This window comes from Variovorax sp. LjRoot175 (genome assembly GCF_964253805.1).
Taxonomy (GTDB): Bacteria; Pseudomonadota; Gammaproteobacteria; order Burkholderiales; family Burkholderiaceae_C; genus Variovorax.
Window position 1 is genome coordinate 1,500,553 of record NZ_CAXURY020000002.1, and the last position, 16,980, is coordinate 1,517,532.

General features: G+C 62.6%; 16 protein-coding genes and 7 pseudogenes. 5 read left to right on the forward strand and 18 right to left on the reverse strand.

What is annotated here, in order from left to right; all coding sequences use genetic code 11:
* Nucleotides 1-38: 38 nt before the first annotated feature.
* The 3 pseudogenes from ACSQ89_RS37675 to ACSQ89_RS37685 all read right to left on the reverse strand — a co-directional run.
* A pseudogene (locus tag ACSQ89_RS37675) lies at nucleotides 39-308 on the reverse strand (M20/M25/M40 family metallo-hydrolase); the annotation flags it as partial.
* Nucleotides 309-395: 87 nt separating this feature from the next.
* A pseudogene (locus ACSQ89_RS37680) lies at nucleotides 396-716 on the reverse strand (amidohydrolase); the annotation flags it as partial.
* A 4-nt stretch (nucleotides 717-720) separates the two neighbouring features.
* A pseudogene (locus tag ACSQ89_RS37685) lies at nucleotides 721-1,476 on the reverse strand (L-serine ammonia-lyase); the annotation flags it as partial.
* On the opposite strand from ACSQ89_RS37685, the gene ACSQ89_RS37690 reads away from it, so the two are divergent.
* On the forward strand, nucleotides 1,414-1,761 hold the full coding sequence (locus ACSQ89_RS37690; RefSeq protein ID WP_436297293.1) for a Bug family tripartite tricarboxylate transporter substrate binding protein: 348 nt from the start codon (nucleotides 1,414-1,416) through the stop codon (nucleotides 1,759-1,761). The pseudogene ACSQ89_RS37685 and the gene ACSQ89_RS37690 overlap by 63 nt on opposite strands.
* A gap of 66 nt (nucleotides 1,762-1,827) precedes the next feature.
* Here the strand turns inward: ACSQ89_RS37690 and ACSQ89_RS37695 are convergent, their stop codons facing one another.
* The 6 genes from ACSQ89_RS37695 to ACSQ89_RS37720 are packed head-to-tail and all read right to left on the reverse strand — an operon-like array spanning nucleotide 1,828 to nucleotide 8,780.
* Nucleotides 1,828-3,159 carry an amidase gene (locus ACSQ89_RS37695; protein WP_436297292.1) on the reverse strand — a complete coding sequence of 444 codons (1,332 nt, stop codon included), beginning with the start codon at nucleotides 3,157-3,159 and terminating at the stop codon, nucleotides 1,828-1,830.
* 5 nt (nucleotides 3,160-3,164) lie between these two features.
* Nucleotides 3,165-4,061: a polysaccharide deacetylase family protein gene (locus ACSQ89_RS37700; protein ID WP_436297229.1), complete on the reverse strand. Its 897-nt coding sequence runs from the start codon at nucleotides 4,059-4,061 to the stop codon at nucleotides 3,165-3,167.
* A 21-nt stretch (nucleotides 4,062-4,082) separates the two neighbouring features.
* On the reverse strand, nucleotides 4,083-5,057 hold the full coding sequence (locus tag ACSQ89_RS37705) for a Bug family tripartite tricarboxylate transporter substrate binding protein (RefSeq protein WP_436297230.1): 975 nt from the start codon (nucleotides 5,055-5,057) through the stop codon (nucleotides 4,083-4,085).
* A 51-nt stretch (nucleotides 5,058-5,108) separates the two neighbouring features.
* The gene (locus ACSQ89_RS37710; RefSeq protein WP_436297231.1) at nucleotides 5,109-6,272 is read right to left on the reverse strand and encodes an enolase C-terminal domain-like protein; all 1,164 of its coding nucleotides are present in this window, start codon (nucleotides 6,270-6,272) and stop codon (nucleotides 5,109-5,111) included.
* Between the two features lie 37 nt (nucleotides 6,273-6,309).
* Nucleotides 6,310-7,335 (reverse strand): tripartite tricarboxylate transporter substrate binding protein, encoded by a 1,026-nt coding sequence (locus tag ACSQ89_RS37715; RefSeq protein WP_436297232.1) that lies wholly within the window; start codon nucleotides 7,333-7,335, stop codon nucleotides 6,310-6,312.
* Nucleotides 7,336-7,367: 32 nt separating this feature from the next.
* Nucleotides 7,368-8,780: an amidase gene (locus tag ACSQ89_RS37720; RefSeq protein WP_436297233.1), complete on the reverse strand. Its 1,413-nt coding sequence runs from the start codon at nucleotides 8,778-8,780 to the stop codon at nucleotides 7,368-7,370.
* A gap of 322 nt (nucleotides 8,781-9,102) precedes the next feature.
* Here ACSQ89_RS37720 and ACSQ89_RS37725 point away from each other — a divergent pair, with 322 nt between their 5' ends.
* Nucleotides 9,103-9,981 carry a LysR family transcriptional regulator gene (locus ACSQ89_RS37725; RefSeq protein ID WP_436297234.1) on the forward strand — a complete coding sequence of 293 codons (879 nt, stop codon included), beginning with the start codon at nucleotides 9,103-9,105 and terminating at the stop codon, nucleotides 9,979-9,981.
* Nucleotides 9,982-10,135: 154 nt separating this feature from the next.
* On the opposite strand, the pseudogene ACSQ89_RS37730 reads toward ACSQ89_RS37725, so the two are convergent.
* The 3 pseudogenes from ACSQ89_RS37730 to ACSQ89_RS37740 all read right to left on the reverse strand — a co-directional run.
* Nucleotides 10,136-10,353: pseudogene (locus ACSQ89_RS37730) on the reverse strand (DDE-type integrase/transposase/recombinase); the annotation flags it as partial.
* A gap of 8 nt (nucleotides 10,354-10,361) precedes the next feature.
* Nucleotides 10,362-10,620 (reverse strand): annotated as a pseudogene (locus tag ACSQ89_RS37735) (transposase); the annotation flags it as partial.
* Nucleotides 10,621-10,683: 63 nt separating this feature from the next.
* Nucleotides 10,684-11,025 (reverse strand): annotated as a pseudogene (locus tag ACSQ89_RS37740) (DUF4158 domain-containing protein); the annotation flags it as partial.
* Between the two features lie 480 nt (nucleotides 11,026-11,505).
* Here ACSQ89_RS37740 and ACSQ89_RS37745 point away from each other — a divergent pair.
* Nucleotides 11,506-11,698: pseudogene (locus ACSQ89_RS37745) on the forward strand (IS5/IS1182 family transposase); the annotation flags it as partial.
* A 260-nt stretch (nucleotides 11,699-11,958) separates the two neighbouring features.
* On the opposite strand, the gene ACSQ89_RS37750 reads toward ACSQ89_RS37745, so the two are convergent.
* The 4 genes from ACSQ89_RS37750 to ACSQ89_RS37765 form a co-directional block, all read right to left on the reverse strand.
* Complete coding sequence (locus ACSQ89_RS37750; RefSeq protein ID WP_436297235.1) at nucleotides 11,959-12,120, reverse strand: response regulator transcription factor; 162 nt, start codon at nucleotides 12,118-12,120, stop codon at nucleotides 11,959-11,961.
* Nucleotides 12,089-12,562 carry a response regulator gene (locus ACSQ89_RS37755; RefSeq protein WP_436297236.1) on the reverse strand — a complete coding sequence of 158 codons (474 nt, stop codon included), beginning with the start codon at nucleotides 12,560-12,562 and terminating at the stop codon, nucleotides 12,089-12,091. Before ACSQ89_RS37755 ends, ACSQ89_RS37750 begins: the two co-directional genes overlap by 32 nt.
* Before the next feature lie 151 nt (nucleotides 12,563-12,713).
* Entirely contained in the window at nucleotides 12,714-13,412 is a 699-nt protein-coding gene (locus tag ACSQ89_RS37760; protein ID WP_436297237.1) for a glutathione S-transferase N-terminal domain-containing protein, read from the reverse strand.
* 1 nt (nucleotide 13,413) lies between these two features.
* Entirely contained in the window at nucleotides 13,414-14,115 is a 702-nt protein-coding gene (locus ACSQ89_RS37765; protein ID WP_436297238.1) for a glutathione S-transferase family protein, read from the reverse strand.
* 122 nt (nucleotides 14,116-14,237) lie between these two features.
* On the opposite strand from ACSQ89_RS37765, the gene ACSQ89_RS37770 reads away from it, so the two are divergent.
* Nucleotides 14,238-15,065, forward strand: coding sequence for a cupin domain-containing protein (locus ACSQ89_RS37770; protein WP_436297239.1), 828 nt, complete (start codon nucleotides 14,238-14,240; stop codon nucleotides 15,063-15,065).
* Nucleotide 15,066: 1 nt separating this feature from the next.
* On the opposite strand, the gene ACSQ89_RS37775 is transcribed toward ACSQ89_RS37770, so the two are convergent.
* Complete coding sequence (locus ACSQ89_RS37775; RefSeq protein ID WP_436297240.1) at nucleotides 15,067-15,258, reverse strand: DUF3330 domain-containing protein; 192 nt, start codon at nucleotides 15,256-15,258, stop codon at nucleotides 15,067-15,069.
* Between the two features lie 104 nt (nucleotides 15,259-15,362).
* Nucleotides 15,363-15,902, reverse strand: coding sequence for a carboxymuconolactone decarboxylase family protein (locus tag ACSQ89_RS37780; RefSeq protein WP_436297241.1), 540 nt, complete (start codon nucleotides 15,900-15,902; stop codon nucleotides 15,363-15,365).
* A gap of 83 nt (nucleotides 15,903-15,985) precedes the next feature.
* Between ACSQ89_RS37780 and ACSQ89_RS37785 the strand changes: the two genes are divergently transcribed.
* Nucleotides 15,986-16,975, forward strand: coding sequence for a cupin domain-containing protein (locus tag ACSQ89_RS37785; protein WP_436297242.1), 990 nt, complete (start codon nucleotides 15,986-15,988; stop codon nucleotides 16,973-16,975).
* The last annotated feature ends 5 nt before the right edge of the window (nucleotides 16,976-16,980 follow it).

Here is a 16,980-nt window from a genome sequence, read left to right on the forward strand (position 1 = left end):
TTGTGTAGCGCGGCGCCCGGCTTGTCGCTGTCCGCACCAAGCCAGATGTACGCACCTGGCTTGGCCTGCAGCATGAAGGCGAAGTCTTCGGAGGCCATGGAAGGATGCACGCCAACTCGAACCCCTTTCGCACCCGCAGTCGCCCTGGCTGCTGCAATGGCACTGTCGACCTCAGCGTGGCTATTCACGGTGGAGGGTACCGGCGCATGTAGTCGACGCTGGCAGTTGCCCCGTTGGCCGCGGCAAGTGAAGTGCTCATTGATCGCAAGGCATGCTCGACTCGATCCTGAACCGCAGGATCGAAGCATCGAACCGTTTCGCGTATCACCACGCTGTCAGGGATGACGTTCCAAGCGTCACCCCCATGAACCTGCGTGACGCTCACCACGGCAGAGTCCATCGCGCTGAGCATTCGGCATGACGCCGCTGTGCGTCGAAGCGTGCGGCACGCCGCTGAGCTCATGCACCGGCAAGGCATCCATGTCGGCGCGAAGCCCGATGGCACGCCCCGATCCATTCACGATGGTGCCAACGACTCCGGTGCGACCCAGTCCACGATAGACGTCAACACCCATGGCCGCGAGTTCTCTTGCTACCAGGTCGGCAGTACGGTGCTCGTTGAAGGCCAGCTCCGGGTGCGCATGCAGATCTCGCCGCCATTCGATCATCGCTTGAACGGTCCTGTGTTCAAGGTGAGTCACCAAATACTGGCTCATCTCTTCAGCATTCGACAATGTTCACCGCCAGTCCACCGCGAGAGGTTTCCTTGTACTTGGTCTTCATGTCGGCGCCGGTTTCACGCATGGTCTTGATCACCTTGTCCAGGCTCACCACATGACTGCCGTCCCCCTGTAGCGCCATGCGCGCGGCATTGATGGCCTTCACGGCACCCATGGCATTGCGCTCGATGCAAGGCACCTGTACCAGCCCGCCGATGGGATCGCAGGTAAAGCCCGGGTTGTGCTCCATTCCGATCTCCGCTGCATTCTCGACCTGCTCGGCCGTGCCGCCCATCACAGCCGCCAAGCCCGCCGCCGCCATGGAACAGGCAACCCCTACTTCGCCCTGGCATCCGACTTCCGCACCCGCGATCGACGCATTGAGCTTGTAGAGGATGCCGATCGCGGCAGCTGTCAACAAGAACTCGACAACGCCATCGTCGCTGGCGTTGACGACGAACTTGTCGTAGTAGTGCAGCACCGACGGAATGACCCCCGCCGCGCCGTTCGTCGGAGCCGTGACCACGCGACCGCCTGCTGCGTTTTCCTCATTCACGGCGAAGGCATAGACGTTGACCCAGTCCATCACCGACAGGGGATCACTCGTCCCCCCTTCTTCGGCTCGCGCCTCGAGTTGCGCCGACAACAAGGCCGCACGGCGTTGCACCTTGAATGGACCAGGCAATGCGCCCTCATGCGTGAGGCCCCGCTGCACGCACTCGCGCATGACGCGCCACAGATCGAGCAGCTGGCGCCGAATCTCATCATCCGTGCGCCGACCATCGCCGAGTCGGGCATTGCGGGATACGACATGAGTCCTGGGTCGGCATCTTCGCGCCGGCCCGGTACACCGAAGGAGATCGTCGACCGGCTCAACCGCGAGCTCGTTGCCATCCTCAAGACCAGCACGGTGCGGCAACGGTTCGCCGAACTCGCGCTGGAGCCGGTGGGCGACACGCCGGAAGAGTTCGGCCGCTTCCTCAAGAACGAGGTGGACAAATGGAGCAAAGTCGCCAAAGCGGCCGGCATCACGCCCGAGTAAAAGAGACTGAGGCGATATTGCGGGCCCGTCCGAGTTACGCGCGGTCATGTCACCTGGCTGCCATGTCTATCGACAGACAAGCAACTCCTCCACGCGCAATGCAACGTTCAGTACCTTGTCGTCTCGTAGCGTGCCGTGCCAGACCATCAATCCGGCCGGCAACTCCCCCGGTGCCTGGCACGGCAGGGTGAGCGCGCAACCGTCGAGCATGTTGACCACACTTGTGTTGCGTACCAGCAGGGCATTGATGCGGAAGAACTGCTCGTCGCGCTCGGCACCAGGCAGCAGGTCTTCAATGGGAGGCGCGACGATCGGCACGGTGGGGGAGAGCATCGCGTCGAAGCCTTGCAGCGCCATTTCCACTGCAGTGATCCATCCGCGCCGGGCATGCACGAGTTCGATGTAGTTCTCGGCTGTGATCGAAGCGCCGCGCCGGATGCGGGCAACAACGCGGGGGTCATAGTCGGCCTCGCGGCGCTCAAGCCATTCGCGGTGCCAGGCGTAGCTCTCCGCCGCCGCAAAACCGCCGGTGGACTGAAGGCTGCCCAGATCCCGGATCTCGGGCAATGCAATGGACTCGATGCGCGCGCCGGCCCTGCGCAAGGTGTCCAGTGTGTCCTCGAAGGCCCGTGCGACGCCTAGGTCGAGGCCATCGAGCATGAGGGTCTGAGGTACGGCAAGTCGGTATGCGGCCAGCGGTGCGGCGCTGTGCGGCACCACGCGCCCTGAAAGAATCTCGTGAGCCAGGATGGCATCGGGCACGGAACGCGTCATGGCGCATACGGTGTCCAGTGTGGGGGACAGCGGGACCGTTCCATCCAGTGGCACAAGGCGCGCGGTGCTCTTGAAGCCGACGATGCCGTTGAGGGCGGCGGGCGTGCGGATGGATCCACCCGTGTCCGAGCCCAGGCCGATGAAGGCGGCGCCTGCGGCCACCGAGACGGCCGCACCCGAGGACGAGCCGCCAGGAATGCGCGCAATCTCCGGATCGCAGGCATTGACCGGCGTGCCATAGTGCGGATTGATGCCCACGGCGGAGAACGCGAACTCCGACATATTGGTGCGCCCGACGAAGGCTGCCCCGGCGGCGCGCAGGCGTGCAACCGCGACACAGTCGCACGCGGCGGGTGCCGTATCGGCGAGCACCTGCGACGCCGCGCGGCTGGGCTGCCCTGCCACGTCGAACAAATCCTTGATGGACACGCCGAGGCCGGCCAGTGGAGCCCGCTGCGCGGTCGGATTCGCCGCCGCGGCACGCGCTTCGTCAAACGTCGTGCTGAGAAAGGCGGCGGCGCATGCGGCCGACTGCGCGGCCGCAATCGATTCTTCGATCTGCTCCATCGCAGTCGTCGAACCCTCGCCTATTGCCCTGCGGGTACCGCAAAGATCTTGCGTCATGCGGCTCATTTGGCGGCCAGTTGCAGATCGGCCGGCAAGCTGCGGTAGTACTGCACCAGCTCGCCGGGCAAGGTCATCCACGCTTGGTCCTTGTGTGCGAGGATGTGCTGCAACGCCCGGCGCAAGCGCGCCAGCCGGAACGGCTGGCCCATGATGAAGGAGTGCAGCGAGATCACGCACACAAGCGGTGTCTCAGCCGAGCGCCGGAGCATTTCGTCAAAGTTCTCTACGATCATGTCGCAGTATTCCGCAGCCGAGTTGTGCCGGTAGGCAATGGCCGGCTGGTCGTTGAGTTCGATCGGATAGGGCACGGAAAGGATGGGTTGTCGGCGCGTGTCGACCCAGAACGGCTGCTCGTCGCAGATGCCCCAGTCAAGCACATACGAGTAGCCCGCCTCCACGAGCAGGTCGGTGGTCACCAGGCTCGGTGTGAGGTAGGGGCTGAGCCACCCTTGGGGCCGGCGGCCATCGGCCTTCTCCATGAGCGTGGTGACTTCCGCGATCATCGCGCGCTCGGTGTCTTCGTCCATCTCGATCTGGCGTTCGGCGTTAGACCGGCCATGTGCGATCAGCTCGTCGCCGCGCTCGCGGTGCGCGGCGATCAGTTCGGGACAGTGCTCGTAGTTCTCCGTATTCACGATCACGCCGACCGGCAGATTCAGCTCATCGAACAGGTCAATGAGGCGCCACGCCCCGACGCGGTTGCCGTATTCACGCCAGAGCCAGCTTCGCTGGCTCCATGGCTGCGTCTGGCGGTCGAGGTCCACGCCGCACTGCACGCCATAGGGAAAGTGTTCGATGTTGACCGCGATGTAGACGGCCAGCCGCTTGTTGCCGGGCCAATTGAACACCGGGCGCTGTTTGATGCCCGAGTACTTGAAGCGGTTGTGGGAAGGAAGCATGGAGGAGGCTTTCGGCTCGGGTCAATCCAACTTGACACCGCTTGCAGCGGCAGTTGCTTTCCACTTGGCCTGGTCCTTCGCCATGAATGCGGCGAAATCGGCGGACGTATTGCCCACAGGCTCGGCGCCCTGCGCTCTGATCTTTGCGGCCATGTCTGGATCGCGCACGCCTTTGGCGATGACGGCGTTGATGTTCGACACCAGCGCGGCTGGCATGTTGCCGGGGCCGAAAAGTGCATACCAGGCAGTGACATCAAAGCCAGGCACGCCGGCCTCGGCGATCGTCGGCACGTCAGGCAGGGCAGATGAGCGAGTTTTGCTGGCGACAGCAATGGCGCGCATCTTGCCGCTTCGCACGAAATTGATGGCCGATGGCATGTTGGCGAAAGTCATCTGGACCTGTCCCCCGACAACGTCGTTCATCGCCGGTGCATCGCCGTTGTAGGGAACATGGGTGATGTCGACCTTGGCCATGGTCTTGAACAACTCAGCCGTCATGTGGGGGATCGTTCCCGCACCCGCCGACGCGTAGTTCAACTTGCCGGGCTGGCTGCGGACCAACGCCAGCAGTTCCGCCAGGTTGGTTGCCGGCACGGAAGGATGCACGACGAGCAGCATCGGAACTTCCGCGACGATGGAGATGGGCGTGAAGTCCTTGTTCACGTCATAGGGCATCTTGCTGTAGACGATCGGACCGATGGAGTGGGTCGAGATCGATCCGAGCAGAAGTGTGTAGCCGTCTGGCTTGGCGCGCGCCACAACGGTCGAACCGATGATGCCGCCGCCGCCAAGACGGTTCTCGACCACAGCGGTCTTGTCGTACGCGTTCGTCAGGATGAGGCTGCTCATCCGCGCCAGAAAATCGTTGGTGCCACCGGCCGCGTAGGGCGAAATGATGCGCACCGGCTTGGAAGGATATAGGTCGTCCGCGTGAGCGGGCGCGAGAGAAAGAACCGCCAAGCTGGTGACGGAGAGTAAGCGAAGAAGCCGGTTCATGGGTCCAGGGGTCTTGAATAAGTGGTTGCCGAAATGGCGGGTAAATCGCGGCTAGAAGATCGATTTCATGACGTCGTAGAGCGCGTTCTGGCCTTCGAAGCCGATGCCTGGACGGTCCGACAGACTCAAGATGCCGCCATCAACTTTCGAGTCATCGGCAAAGCCGGCAAACACGCCGAATACGTCGGGATAGGCTTCACATCCCCCCAAGCCGAAGCCGGCCACGATCGACAGCGTCATCAGGTTGCCGCCGTGGGGGAAAATGGATTCCCGCGACCATCCCAGTCTGCTTAGCATGTCCAAGGTTCTGGAAAACTGGACAATGCCGTACGACTGCGGTACGTCGATCTGGATGATGTCCCGGTCAGGACGAAGCCCGCCGAAGAGCACCAGATTCCGGATGTCCTGTGTTGAGAAGAGGTTCTCGCCGGTGCCGATGGCACCCGGATAGAACCCTGCGACTTCGGCGAGCAGCGCAAAGTCCGCGGGATCAGTGGGCTCCTCGAACCACCGAAGGTCGTAGGGTGCCAAGGCTTTGGCGTATTCGACGCAGCGCTCGGGCGTGAATCCCGCGTTCGCATCGACGGCGAGATGTTGGCCCCCGCCCAGCAATTCGATCGCCGCTTCGATGCGCCGGAGGTCTTCCGCAACGGACGCGCCACCCACTTTGATTTTCATGGTGGTGTAGCCCTCGTCCATGCGGGACTTGATCTCGGCCAGAAGCTCGGGAATGCCCTTGCCGGGCGCGTACCAGCCTCCCCCTACGTAGCAGGGCACCCGCTCCAGCAGCGTGCCGGCGTTGTACTTTTTGGCAAGCACGCTGTGCAGAGGTTCATCGGCAATCTTGGCCACGGCATCCCAGACCGCGACCTCGATCGTTCCCACCGGCACGGATCGCTCGGTATGGCCCCCAGGCTTCTCCCGCATCATCATCCGTGCGAGGATTTTTTCCGCATTCAGGTTGCTGCCATCGTCGGTCAGCAAGCTCTCGGCAGGTGCCGCGAGAATGCGCGGAATCAGGCGGTCTCGCATCTGCGCGCCGCATGCATAGCGGCCGGTGGAGTTGAAGGAATAGCCGATGACCGGTTTTCCATGGCGCAGCACGTCGGTCTTCACGGCGACAACCGAAGTTGTCATCTCGCTGAAGTCATAGACGGCGTTGCGCAGCGTGGATTTCAGAGGGATCGCGACCTCACGAATTTCAGTGATTTTCAAAACAATGTCCTTGGGTCGAAACGCGCGCCCTGCCGTGTCAGTCGATGGTGATGTTTGCGGACTTGACGATCCGCGTCATTCGGGGAATTTCCGTCTGCAAGATGCTTCGAAACTGCTCTGCAGTGCCCCCGGTGGGCTCGATGCCCAGGTCCAGAAGTCGTTGTCGCACGTCCGGCAACTGGATCGCTTTATTAAAGGCGCCGTTGAGCGTGCTGATGACGGCCGGTGGCGTCTTTGCTGGCGCCAGCACGCCCCAGTAGCCAAGGATTGCGGCAGCGCCCAGGCCCGACTCCGCCAGCGTGGGAACATTGGGCAGCACCGGCGAGCGCTTGATGCTTGAGACCTCGATCGCCCTGAGTTTTCCAGCCTTGATCAGCGGCGCGGCGGGGCCGATGCTGGCGATCAAGACGGGCACATGACCCGCCAGGACATCATTCAGAGCCGGCCCGCCCCCCTTGTAGGAGACGTGTGTCATCTGGATGCCGGCGACCTGCTTCAGCAATTCGCCCGCGATGTGCGTAGAGGTGCCATTACCTGACGACGCGTATTGCATCTCGCCAGGCTTGGCCTTGGCCAGCGCAACGAGTTCCTGGATCGTGTGCACAGGAACAGAGGGGTTGACAACCAGCACCGACGGCGCGGGACCGATCAACGCCACGGGCTGCAGGTCTTTCAGCGTGTCATAGGGAAGTTTGGGTTGCAAGGCGGGATTGGTCATCAGCGCCTGGTCGGACATCAACAATGTGTAGCCGTCGGGCTTGGCGGTCGCGACGAGGTCGGTGCCGATGATGCTGACGCCACCGCCCTTGTTCTCCACATAGACGTTTTGCGAAAGCAGCTTGGACAGCTCTGGCGCCAGGACGCGTGCCAGCGCGTCGGTCGCTCCGCCCGCTGGATAGGGAACGACGAGCCGGATCGCCTTGTTCGGAAAGTCTTGCGCGCTGGCCGGCATCGATACGCCCAAGCCGAGGCCGAGCGACGCGCCAAGCAGCCAGTGCTTGGCATGCACGGCAAGACGCTTTCCGACCTGTTTGGTCTTCGAAGCACGAGATATGTCAGGCATTGGGTTTCCTCGAGGAAGATGGAGACGGGGCCTTAATAGGTGTCGGCCAGCAGCTGCCACGGCGACGCGGATTCGTATTCCATGGCCAGTCCCAGCACCTGCAGGTCGCGTCCGAAGGCTCCCGCCAGCTGCAGCCCGATGGGGAGTCTCGATGCCCCCCGACCAGCGGGAAGACTGATCGCCGGTATGCCGGCAACGTTGACGAAAGTGGCGAACACGGCGGCGCTTCGAGGACCGGCCTCCCGTCCGTCGATCACTTCCGCAAAGGCCTGTCCGATGGCCCATGGCAGTGAGGCCGATGCGGGGCTGAGCAGGACGTCAAATCTGGAGAAGAACGCGTCGACTCCCTGTCTGACTTTCTGAATGGCATCGACCGCGTCCGAATATTCCTGGGCGCTGACCGTTGCGCCGCGCTGCGCAGATGCCCTGGAACTTGCAGAGACCTGAGCCAGCGACTCAGCGGAAAGGCCCACCACCCGCGCCAGGCTGACAGCGGTCAACGTGGACCAGATGCGTTCGATGTCGGCAAGCACGAACGGCATTGCGCCGCTTTCAACGTGATGTCCCAGCGCAGAGAACGTGAGGGCCGCCGCATGCACTTGGTCGTGGACCTCTCTGTCCACTGCGCATCCTTCGACATCCGGCACGTAGCAAATACGCAAACGCCTTTGTTGCCCTTCGGCCAATTGCATTGGCAACGGGTAGTCGTTGAAGGCAAGCGAGCTGCGATCTCGCGGATCGGGCCCGGCGATGAGTCTGAAGATCGAATAGGTGTCCGCAACAGTGCGGGCAGCCGGAGCGACGACCTGAAAATCCATCGCAAGGGCCGGAAACCCGGCACCGCGCGGGATCCGCCCCGTGGATGGACGGAACCCGACGACCCCGGCGTAGGACGCCGGTCGCCGGATGGATCCGCCGGCGTCAGTGCCAATCGCCAATGGGCCGATACCAGCCGCCAGCGCCGCCACGGCGCCCCCGCTGGACCCTCCCGGTGTGAGGTCGAGACGCCAGGGATTGCGGGTCGGCCCGTGCAACAGGTTGTCGGTGTGCGCTGCAAGGGCAAACTCTGGCGTATTCGTTTTCGCGAGCAGATTGGCGCCGCCGGCGCGCAGTCTTTCGATCGCGATGTCGTCGACCTCGGGACGATGGTCGGCGAACAGCCGGCTGCCCCATCTGGCGCCCAGGCCTCGCACATGGATGTTGTCTTTGACGGTGATCGGGAGCCCGTCCAGCGGACCCAGGCTCTCGCCTGCTTTGCGACGCAGGTCGGATTCCGTCGCCGCTTTGAGCGCTGCATCGGCATCGATTTCGATGATGGCGCTAATCGCAGGATTGAAAAGTTCATATCGGGAGACAAAGTCTCCGACAATCTCTCGAGAAGACACTTCGCCGTCAGCAAGCAGCCCAATCAGATCCGACGCTGGACGTCGACCTAAATCAGTCATTCATCTGTTCCAGTGATTCAATTTGGCACCTTTACTCAGCGCCGTGTTGGAGATTTTACGTGTCGAATTTGAATGGACCAATGAGGAATTCAATCGAATTTCCATCAGAATTTCCTATCGATTGGGGTACTTATCCGTGCGGGGTTGGCGGGGGGCCTCCTCGCGCCTTGATGCGGCCCTCCGTCGAGGCGACTGCGCGCTCTGGCCCGGTTCCTGCGTACCCCGGCATCGGGGTTCCCGGTTCATCAACAGAATTTGAATAGCGGCTGCTCCGATCAATTTCGCGAATTCATTTTTTATGAAAAGATATTCAATTGCCCAGTTGGAGGCATTCATCTGGATCTGCAAACTCGGGACATTTCGGGCTGCGGCCGACCATTTGAGCGTCACACAACCCACGATTTCGTTGCGCATTTCAGAATTGGAAACTGCACTCGGTATAAGTCTGTTTGAGAAATCCGGTCGCGGCGTGACGCTCAGCGCCGAAGGGGCTCTCGTGCGGCGCTATGTCGAGCACGGCATCGGGCTGCTGGATCAAATGGACGGCATGCTTCACTTGGAGCAGCCTTTTGACGGGTTGCTGCGGCTGGGCTCCATCGATGCACTGGCCATGACCTGCCTCCCGGAGGTCGTCGGCATGCTGGAGGCTTCCTATCCCGATCTGCGCGTCAACCTGACCATTGCAACCAGCACCGATCTCGTCGACCTGCTCGACCAAAAGAATTTGGACATTGCCTTTCTGGGGGAGCCGGCACGCAAGGAGAGCTGTTGGTTCGAGTTGATCGGCTCGCTGGAAACCGCATGGGTCGGCGGTGTCGGCAAGTTCGACCAGAAGGCCACGATCGCCCCGGAGGATCTGTATAGGGAACGTGTGCTCACGTTGCAGTCGCCGTCGCGCCTGCACCAGATCATCGACGACTGGTTTGCCAACGAGAAAGCGCCTTCGCCGACGCTGAGTGTGTGCAATGACATCTCGCTCATCACGCGTTTCGTAGCCAAAGGCCTGGCTGTCAGCGTTCTGCCGGTCTGCGTGGTCAGGCAGGAACTCGAAAGCGGGTTGATCGAGAGTTACGTGCCAACCCTTCCGTTACCGGCGTTGCCCCTGTACGTTGCCGGTCAGCCGCCGGCACGTGATGCGAGGGTGGTGGAGGCCGTCAGGAAAATGAGCGACGTGATCGCCGCCGCCGGGATCCTTGCCTGACCAGCATTCGAAGGCGGCGCCGGCATGCCGCGTCGCCGTGAAGATCGCCGTGCGATCGTTCTTCAGCACCTGCAGCCAGCTGCCTGCGTCAGTGCGGCGGCTCTGGTGCAAAAATTGGTCGTGGCCAAGTGACACTGCGAGAGTGCCGCAAAGGTCAGGCCGGAAGCACGGCGCTCCAGATAGCGGGCGTAGCTTGGCCTCGAAGGCGCAGCCTGCGGAGATTGAACTGTCCCTTGCGGATGCGATGTAGCAACTCCACGCCTGCGATCATCACGGCAGCGCGAGCGAAGACCTGAAGCCGAGCATGGGGTTGATGCGCGACTTCACGCCCCGCTGATCCTGCTCAATCATGTTGTTGAGATATTTGGCTCTGTTGAAAATCAAGTGGGTTGCGGAGCATGCGGGTTGATCGCTTGGAAGTCGAGCTTCCCCGCGATCAGGAAGATGACCGTCTTGAAAGTGGACAGGAGCACGAAGCCGCGCGCGCCGCTTGGCGGCCTGGAACAGTCCGTTGATGGCCTCGAGGAAGCCGTTGGTCCGGCGCGTCTGGGTCCAGGCCACGATGCCGTCCATGTGACGGCGCACGAGCGCGGCAACTTCCTTCATCGGTTGGACCTTCGATCGCATGACGCAGGTGCAATGCGCGACCTCATCGCGCAGCACACGGACCAGGGCGCGGCGCTGGTGCTCAGTCATCCATTGGAAGCCCAGGCACTCGCAGGCTTGCTGCTGGTGGTCGAACAGGGTGCGCCCGCGGGCGTACAGCGCGCGCAGCGAAACCAGGTCGGGCGCGGCGATGTCGAGCTCGCGGCCAAGGTGGCGCAGCAACGCGGGCGGCACGGCTCGAACGCTGTTCAGCGGCCGCCCGCTCATGCGCGCGAAACCGATGTGCAGCGCCAGGCCCAACTTGAGGCTATCGCTGCGGCGCCGCGCGATCAACTCTCGCTCGGCGCGGCTGAAGCTGAAGAACGCGTGCAGCTCGAACTCACTGAGCTCGCTTGGTAGGTCACGCAGGCCGAGGTAGGACGTCTGCCAGCCTTGCATTGCCGCGCTCCTTCGCAGTTCGGGGGCCGGACACGATACGCCGCTGCGAAGTGAACAGCAATGCTCGCGAAATCAACGACTTAGCGAACCGACCCCGCGCCGTTGCTCGAGATCCGAACCGTCAGTTTTGACACCGAAAACAAATCGACCCCTTGTCCTGCTTTTGCCGGCTTGATGGTTCGGGTACTTTTCATGAGGGCCAGTTTAGGCGATTGACATGGCTATTGCGATAAGAAAGATTATCTCAATAGCATGATTTACCAGGAGCATTTCGTGGCTCAGCCGAGCCGGCCAACCCTTTGCAAGGGGTTTGCCAGTGATGTCGAACGGTCATGCTTGGCGACGGGATCGAACGCCCGCTATCGAGCACCTTCGTACTTCAGCTGTGGGCCCTCAGCTGACCTTCGGCCCGCCGATCTCGCGGCCGCAAAGCAGTCACCCAACGCCGATCAGCCGCAGCCGAAGGCCATCGGCTGGAGCCAATTTGAAGTGACTGACCCAGCGGCGCGCTGGACCGCCGCGCCGGGCGGACCAGCGTTTTGCGCCTACTCGACCAACTACTTGATTGGACGCCGGAATCATTGTCGACGTAGAAGCAACGCCTTCACATCGGACCGAAGAAGTCGAATCGACCAAGACGATGATTGATCGCGTGGAGGAACGCTTCGGCATGAAGCTCGTCATCATGTCAGCGAAGTCACTCGCGCAGGAGCGGCGGCCCAACAACTCAATCGCCGATCGCGTTTTTTCAACGAAATAGGTCGACCACGGTAGGTCACGAGCATAGTCTCAACGACTGCATCTGCAAGTGAGAGCTGTCATTCAAAGGTCGCATCGGGATTCCCGTATTCGGCCAGTGGCTGAGACTTCTGCCCTTGCCTGTTCGGTGTCGTGATCTCCTCCTTTTGAGGGAAGCCCCGCCTCATGCACCCATCAATCGATCAAACCGCTTCGCACTGCGTATTGCACCAACTGTGCGTTGCTCGTCAGTCCGAGCTTCCCAAGAGCGCGCGTGCGGTGGGTGCTGATGGTCTTGACGCTCAAGCCCATGCTCAATCCGACTTCAGAAATTGATTGCCCTTTGACGATCTTCATCACCACCTGCATCTCGCGGTGTCAGCCGTTCATGGGATGAATGGGAGCCGATGAGGGGCAGCTGCTTGAGCACCGTACCAGCCACGCTGGGTAAAAGGTAAGTGCCGCGGCCGACTTCTCGAATCACACGCACGATCTCCTCGGGCTGCGCATTCTTCGACAGATAGGCATTCGCCCCTCCACGCAACGCCAATGCGGCGTAGTGCTCACCCTCGTACATGGACAGCATGATCACCGGCAATCTCAGTTCGGCGCGAATGGCTGCCAAGGTCTCGAGTCCACTGTGCCCTTTGGCATTGATGTCGAGCACCACCATGCCATCGGCATGATTGCGGATAGCGAGAAGCGCACTGGCGCCGTCCGATGCCTCACCCGTCACCTGCATGTCCGGTTCGTCTGACAGCAGCCGCTTCAATCCAATTCGGAAGATGCTGTTCGTCAACGACAAGGAGTTCAAACATTGGGTTCGAGATCTTCAAGGGGAGTACAAGGAGCAACAATCGCGCCTCGGCCCGTATTGCCCGTGGCCTTGAGCTTGGTGCGCGCTGCTTCCCCTGGCACCGCAGGTTTCCGGAAAAGGCCCTGCGCTTGGCTCAGCGCACCGTGGAGGCGTCCTGCCCGAACAGGAGGCTCCTGGACCGTTCATCGACCACCGGCGCGGAGTTGATCTCGCTGGCGCGCTGGTAGGCCCGCGCAGTGGCCGGGCGCTCTTGCACGCGATCGAACCAGCGCGAGAGGCTCGGGAAGTCCCCGAGCCGCTGGTGCTGGCGTTCGTGCGGCACCACCCACGGGTAGCACGCCATGTCGGCGATGGAGTACTCGCCCGCAATGTACTCACGGCCATCGGCGAGATGCTTGTCGAGCACGCCATAAAGCCGCGAGGTTTCCTTCACGTAGCGATCGATGGCATACGGCAGCTTCTCGGGCGCATACTGCACGAAGTGGTGGTTCTGCCCGGCCATGGGACCGAGCCCGCCCATCTGCCAGAACAGCCATTGGAGCGCCACGTTGCGCCCGCGCAAGTCTTGCGCAATGAAGCGCTTCGTCTTGTCTGCCAGGTACAGCAGGATGGCGCCCGACTCGAAGACCGACAAGGGCTCGCCGGCATCGGCCGGCGCATGGTCGACGATGGCGGGAATGCGATTGTTGGGCGCGATGCGCAGGAACTCGGGCGCGAACTGCTCGCCGCGGCCGATGTGCACCGGCACGATCCGATACGGCAGGGCTGCCTCTTCGAGGAACAAGCTTACCTTGTGACCGTTGGGCGTGGTCCAGTAGTGCAGGTCGATCACCTCAGCCTCCCGCCGTCCCGGCTTCCAGCCGGGCATTCTGCGGAAACAGCGCGCGGCGTGCTTCGTCATCAACCTCGGATTTGAATGCGTGGCGCGCCTTCAGGGCCTCCGCACGCTGCGCTGCCGGCCGCGCGTTGATCTCGTCGAGCAGGCGCTTGACGTGCGGCAGCTTCTCCCACGCATCGTAGCCCAGCACGTAGGGCGCCACGCGCGCCCAGCCCCAGACCGCCATGTCCACGAGGGTGTAGGTGTCGCCGAGCATGTAGCGTTTCCCCGCAAGGCGGTCGTTCAGGATGCCCCAGTGCCGCCAGGCCTCGAAGTCGTAGCGGTTCACCGCGTAGGCCTTGGGCTGCGGCGCGACGTGCTTGAAGTGCACCGCCTGCCCCGAATAGGGACCGATGCCGGTGGCCACGAACATCAGCCACGAGTGCATTGCGGCGCGAGCGGCGAGCGTGTTCCCAGGCAGGAATTGCCCGGTCTTCTCGGCCAGGTACAGCAAGATCGCATTGCTGTCGAAGACCACGACGTCGCCATCCACAATGGCCGGTGTCTTTGCGTTGGGGTTGAGGGCCGTGAATGCAGGGGCGTGCTGCTCGCCCTTTCGGGTATCGACCGGCACCAGCTCGTACGGCAAACCGGCTTCCTCCAGAAAAAGCGCCACCTTGGCCGGGTTCGGCGAGGGGTGGTAGTAGAACTTGATCACATGACTCTCCTTCAATTTGGATGACAGCAGGAGCTGCCAAGACTCTTTGACGAGCCACCAATCTAGAGCACAATCCAAGACGAACGGAATCCAATCGTCCTGAATAATAGATAAATCGTCTCATGTCCGACCGATTATCAAGCCTGCTTCAGCGCTTCGAATTGCGCGCCCGCGTCTACCACAGGGGGGCGCTGTGCGGCATTGCCAACTTCGACGGGCGTGATGGTGTCGGTCACCTGCACCTGGTGCGCCAAGGGCCGATCGGGGTGACCGATCGCAATGGGGTCCGGCACGTGGTGAGCGTGCCGAGCGCCTTGTTCTATCCGCGGCCATTGGCGCATCAGCTCCACGCGGACGAGCGCGACGGGGCCGACGTGGTCTGTGCCGCAATCGAGTTCGGCCTGGGCGATGAGAATCCGCTCCTGCGGGGCCTGCCGGATCTACTGATCATCGTGCTGGCTGACATGCCGTCGCTGGACTCGACGCTGCAACTCCTGTTCAGCGAGGCCACTGCGCAGCGGTGCGGTCACGATGCGGTGGTGGACCGATTGACTGAGGTGCTGGTGGTTCAGATGTTGCGATTTGCCATCGAGCGGCAGATCGTCGACAGCGGGTTGCTCGCCGGTCTTTCCGACACCCGACTGGCCAAGGCACTCACGGCCATCCATGCAGATCCATCGCGCGCCTGGACGCTCGAAGCGCTGGCAGAATCCGCAGGCATGTCCAGGGCCCGGTTCGCGGCACGGTTCGCCGAGGTCGTGGGCATCCCGCCGGGCGAGTACCTGATGCAGTGGCGTATTGGGCTGGCGAAGGCCTTGTTGCGCCGGGGCCGTCCGGTCAAGCAGGTCGCGCTCGAAGTTGGCTATGGCGGCGCGAGCGCTCTTGGACGTGCGTTCGGCCAACTGGTCGGGATGGCGCCAACGCAGTGGCTCGAGCAACAGCACCAGTAGTTCATTTGACGAGTTGCGTGTCTGGATGGCGAAGCTCAGGCAAGTTCTTCAACAGCTCGTAGCATGTCAATCCGCAGAAGTGAGCGACGTAGTCAGCCGCCTCGGGCACAAGGGCCGCAGACTGCGGCACCGCGCCGAGGCACATCTCGCAGGCAATGCGCTCGGTTCGAAAGCTTGGTTGTAGCGTGGACATGCTGTATCTCCTTCCTTCGGCAGAAAGCCGGCAAGAGCTTGTGAATCGGTCGCCGCCGAACTTCCCGGGAGAACGAACCTAGTTCGTCCTCCCGGCACCCGGCGTTATTGAACCAGTGGGAAGTCCACGTCGGTGTCGTTGATGCGATTGAAGGTGTTCGTGAACACCGTCAGCGCGACTGCCAGCGCGATGTCCGCCAGTTGCGTGTCGGTGTAGCCCGCAGCACGGATGGCCGCAACCTCGTCGTCGCCGATCGTGCCGCTCGTTTGCTGCAGCGTGCGCACGAACCTGGCCAGCGCGTCGCGCTTGGCATCGCCGGTGACCTGGCCGATGCGGATCTGCCGTAGCGTGTCCGGCGTGAGGCCCGCCATCCTCCCCAGCATCGTGTGCGCAGCGACGCAGTAGTCGCAGCCGGTCAGTTCGCTCACGAGCAACTTGATCGTCTCGAGGTCCTGCTTGCTGAGACTGCCGGCCGCAAGTGCGCCTTCAGTGTTCAGCACGGCCTTGAGCGACTGGGGCGCAAGGTGGCCCAGCGCTGCGAACATGTTCGGGATGCTGCCTCCTGCGATCTTCCTAACCTGGGCATAGACCTCGACAGTGGCGCCGGTGGCGGAGGCAACCGGGGGGATGGTGATGCGGCTCATGGTGAAGCTCCGGGATGAAGTGGATGAAGCCCACACTGTAGGGAGCCGATGTGATCTTGCCGAGTCCAATTAGTGTCGATAAGATGCTCGGAAGTATCACATCCACCATCATGTCGTTGCCAACGGACTGGCTCAGCCACCTCCTCGAAGTCATTGCCGTAGCAGGTCGGGTCGAGATCCGATGCGCCTACGGTTCGCCGTGGCGGATCGTGTATGAGCCCTCGCCGTTGGGAGAAATCCCGTACCACGTCGTGCTCGGTGGTTCCGCGGTGCTGGAAGATCCGGCCGGCGGCGCATCGACACGGCTCGGTGCAGGCGACATCGTGTGGCTGCCGCATGGCTCTGCGCATGTGCTCCACGATGGCAGCGGCAAGCGTCCGAAGCGCGCACGGGAGCGCGAAGGGCTGAACCTGACCGTCAGCGAGAACACCGGTGCAGGGGAGCGCCTCGACATGCTGTGCGGTCGCTTCATCATCGCGCCGCCGCACAACCGGTTGATGCGGGACTACTTGCCGCCGGCCTTGGTTGTCAGCGCCACGCGGCATGACGCCGCGGCACCAGACGAGACGCGCGCCCAATTGGCTCACCTCGTGCAACTGATGCGCATCGAGTCGTTCGGGGACCGCCTGGGCGGTCATGCGATGCTCAACGCTTTGTCGGCGACCCTGTTCACCTTGACCTTGCGTCTTGCGAGCGGGGCGAGCGATGCGCCAGCGGGCCTGCTGGCGCTTGCGGGCCATCCGCGCCTGGCACCGGCGGTCTCGGCCATCTTCAACGAGCCGGAAAGAGCGTGGACGCTGCCGGACCTGGCGCGTCGCTGCAACATGTCCCGCGCGACGTTCATACGTCAGTTCCAGGACAGCCTGGGGCGCACGGCCCACGACCTGTTGCTCGACGTGCGAATGAGCGTCGCGGCGAACGCATTGAAGAAGCCACTCGCGTCCACGGAGGCCGTGGCGGCAGACGTCGGCTATCAGTCGGTGGCCGCCTTCCGCAGGGCGTTCACGCAGCGCATCGGCATGACGCCAGGGCAGTGGCGTCGCTCCGCCGCCGTGGATCGACAAAGCGTCTGAGGCTC

Excerpts from the sequence above, each read along its gene's own strand:
- ACSQ89_RS37690 (WP_436297293.1), top strand. The coding sequence starts at position 1,414 with ATGCGTGAGGCCCCGCTGCACGCACTCGCGCATGACGCGCCACAGATC.
- ACSQ89_RS37695 (WP_436297292.1), bottom strand. The coding sequence starts at position 3,159 with ATGACGCAAGATCTTTGCGGTACCCGCAGGGCAATAGGCGAGGGTTCG.
- ACSQ89_RS37700 (WP_436297229.1), bottom strand. The coding sequence starts at position 4,061 with ATGCTTCCTTCCCACAACCGCTTCAAGTACTCGGGCATCAAACAGCGC.
- ACSQ89_RS37705 (WP_436297230.1), bottom strand. The coding sequence starts at position 5,057 with ATGAACCGGCTTCTTCGCTTACTCTCCGTCACCAGCTTGGCGGTTCTT.
- ACSQ89_RS37715 (WP_436297232.1), bottom strand. The coding sequence starts at position 7,335 with ATGCCTGACATATCTCGTGCTTCGAAGACCAAACAGGTCGGAAAGCGT.
- ACSQ89_RS37720 (WP_436297233.1), bottom strand. The coding sequence starts at position 8,780 with ATGACTGATTTAGGTCGACGTCCAGCGTCGGATCTGATTGGGCTGCTT.
- ACSQ89_RS37750 (WP_436297235.1), bottom strand. The coding sequence starts at position 12,120 with ATGAAGATCGTCAAAGGGCAATCAATTTCTGAAGTCGGATTGAGCATG.
- ACSQ89_RS37770 (WP_436297239.1), top strand. The coding sequence starts at position 14,238 with ATGTCCGACCGATTATCAAGCCTGCTTCAGCGCTTCGAATTGCGCGCC.
- ACSQ89_RS37775 (WP_436297240.1), bottom strand. The coding sequence starts at position 15,258 with ATGTCCACGCTACAACCAAGCTTTCGAACCGAGCGCATTGCCTGCGAG.
- ACSQ89_RS37780 (WP_436297241.1), bottom strand. The coding sequence starts at position 15,902 with ATGAGCCGCATCACCATCCCCCCGGTTGCCTCCGCCACCGGCGCCACT.
- ACSQ89_RS37785 (WP_436297242.1), top strand. The coding sequence starts at position 15,986 with ATGCTCGGAAGTATCACATCCACCATCATGTCGTTGCCAACGGACTGG.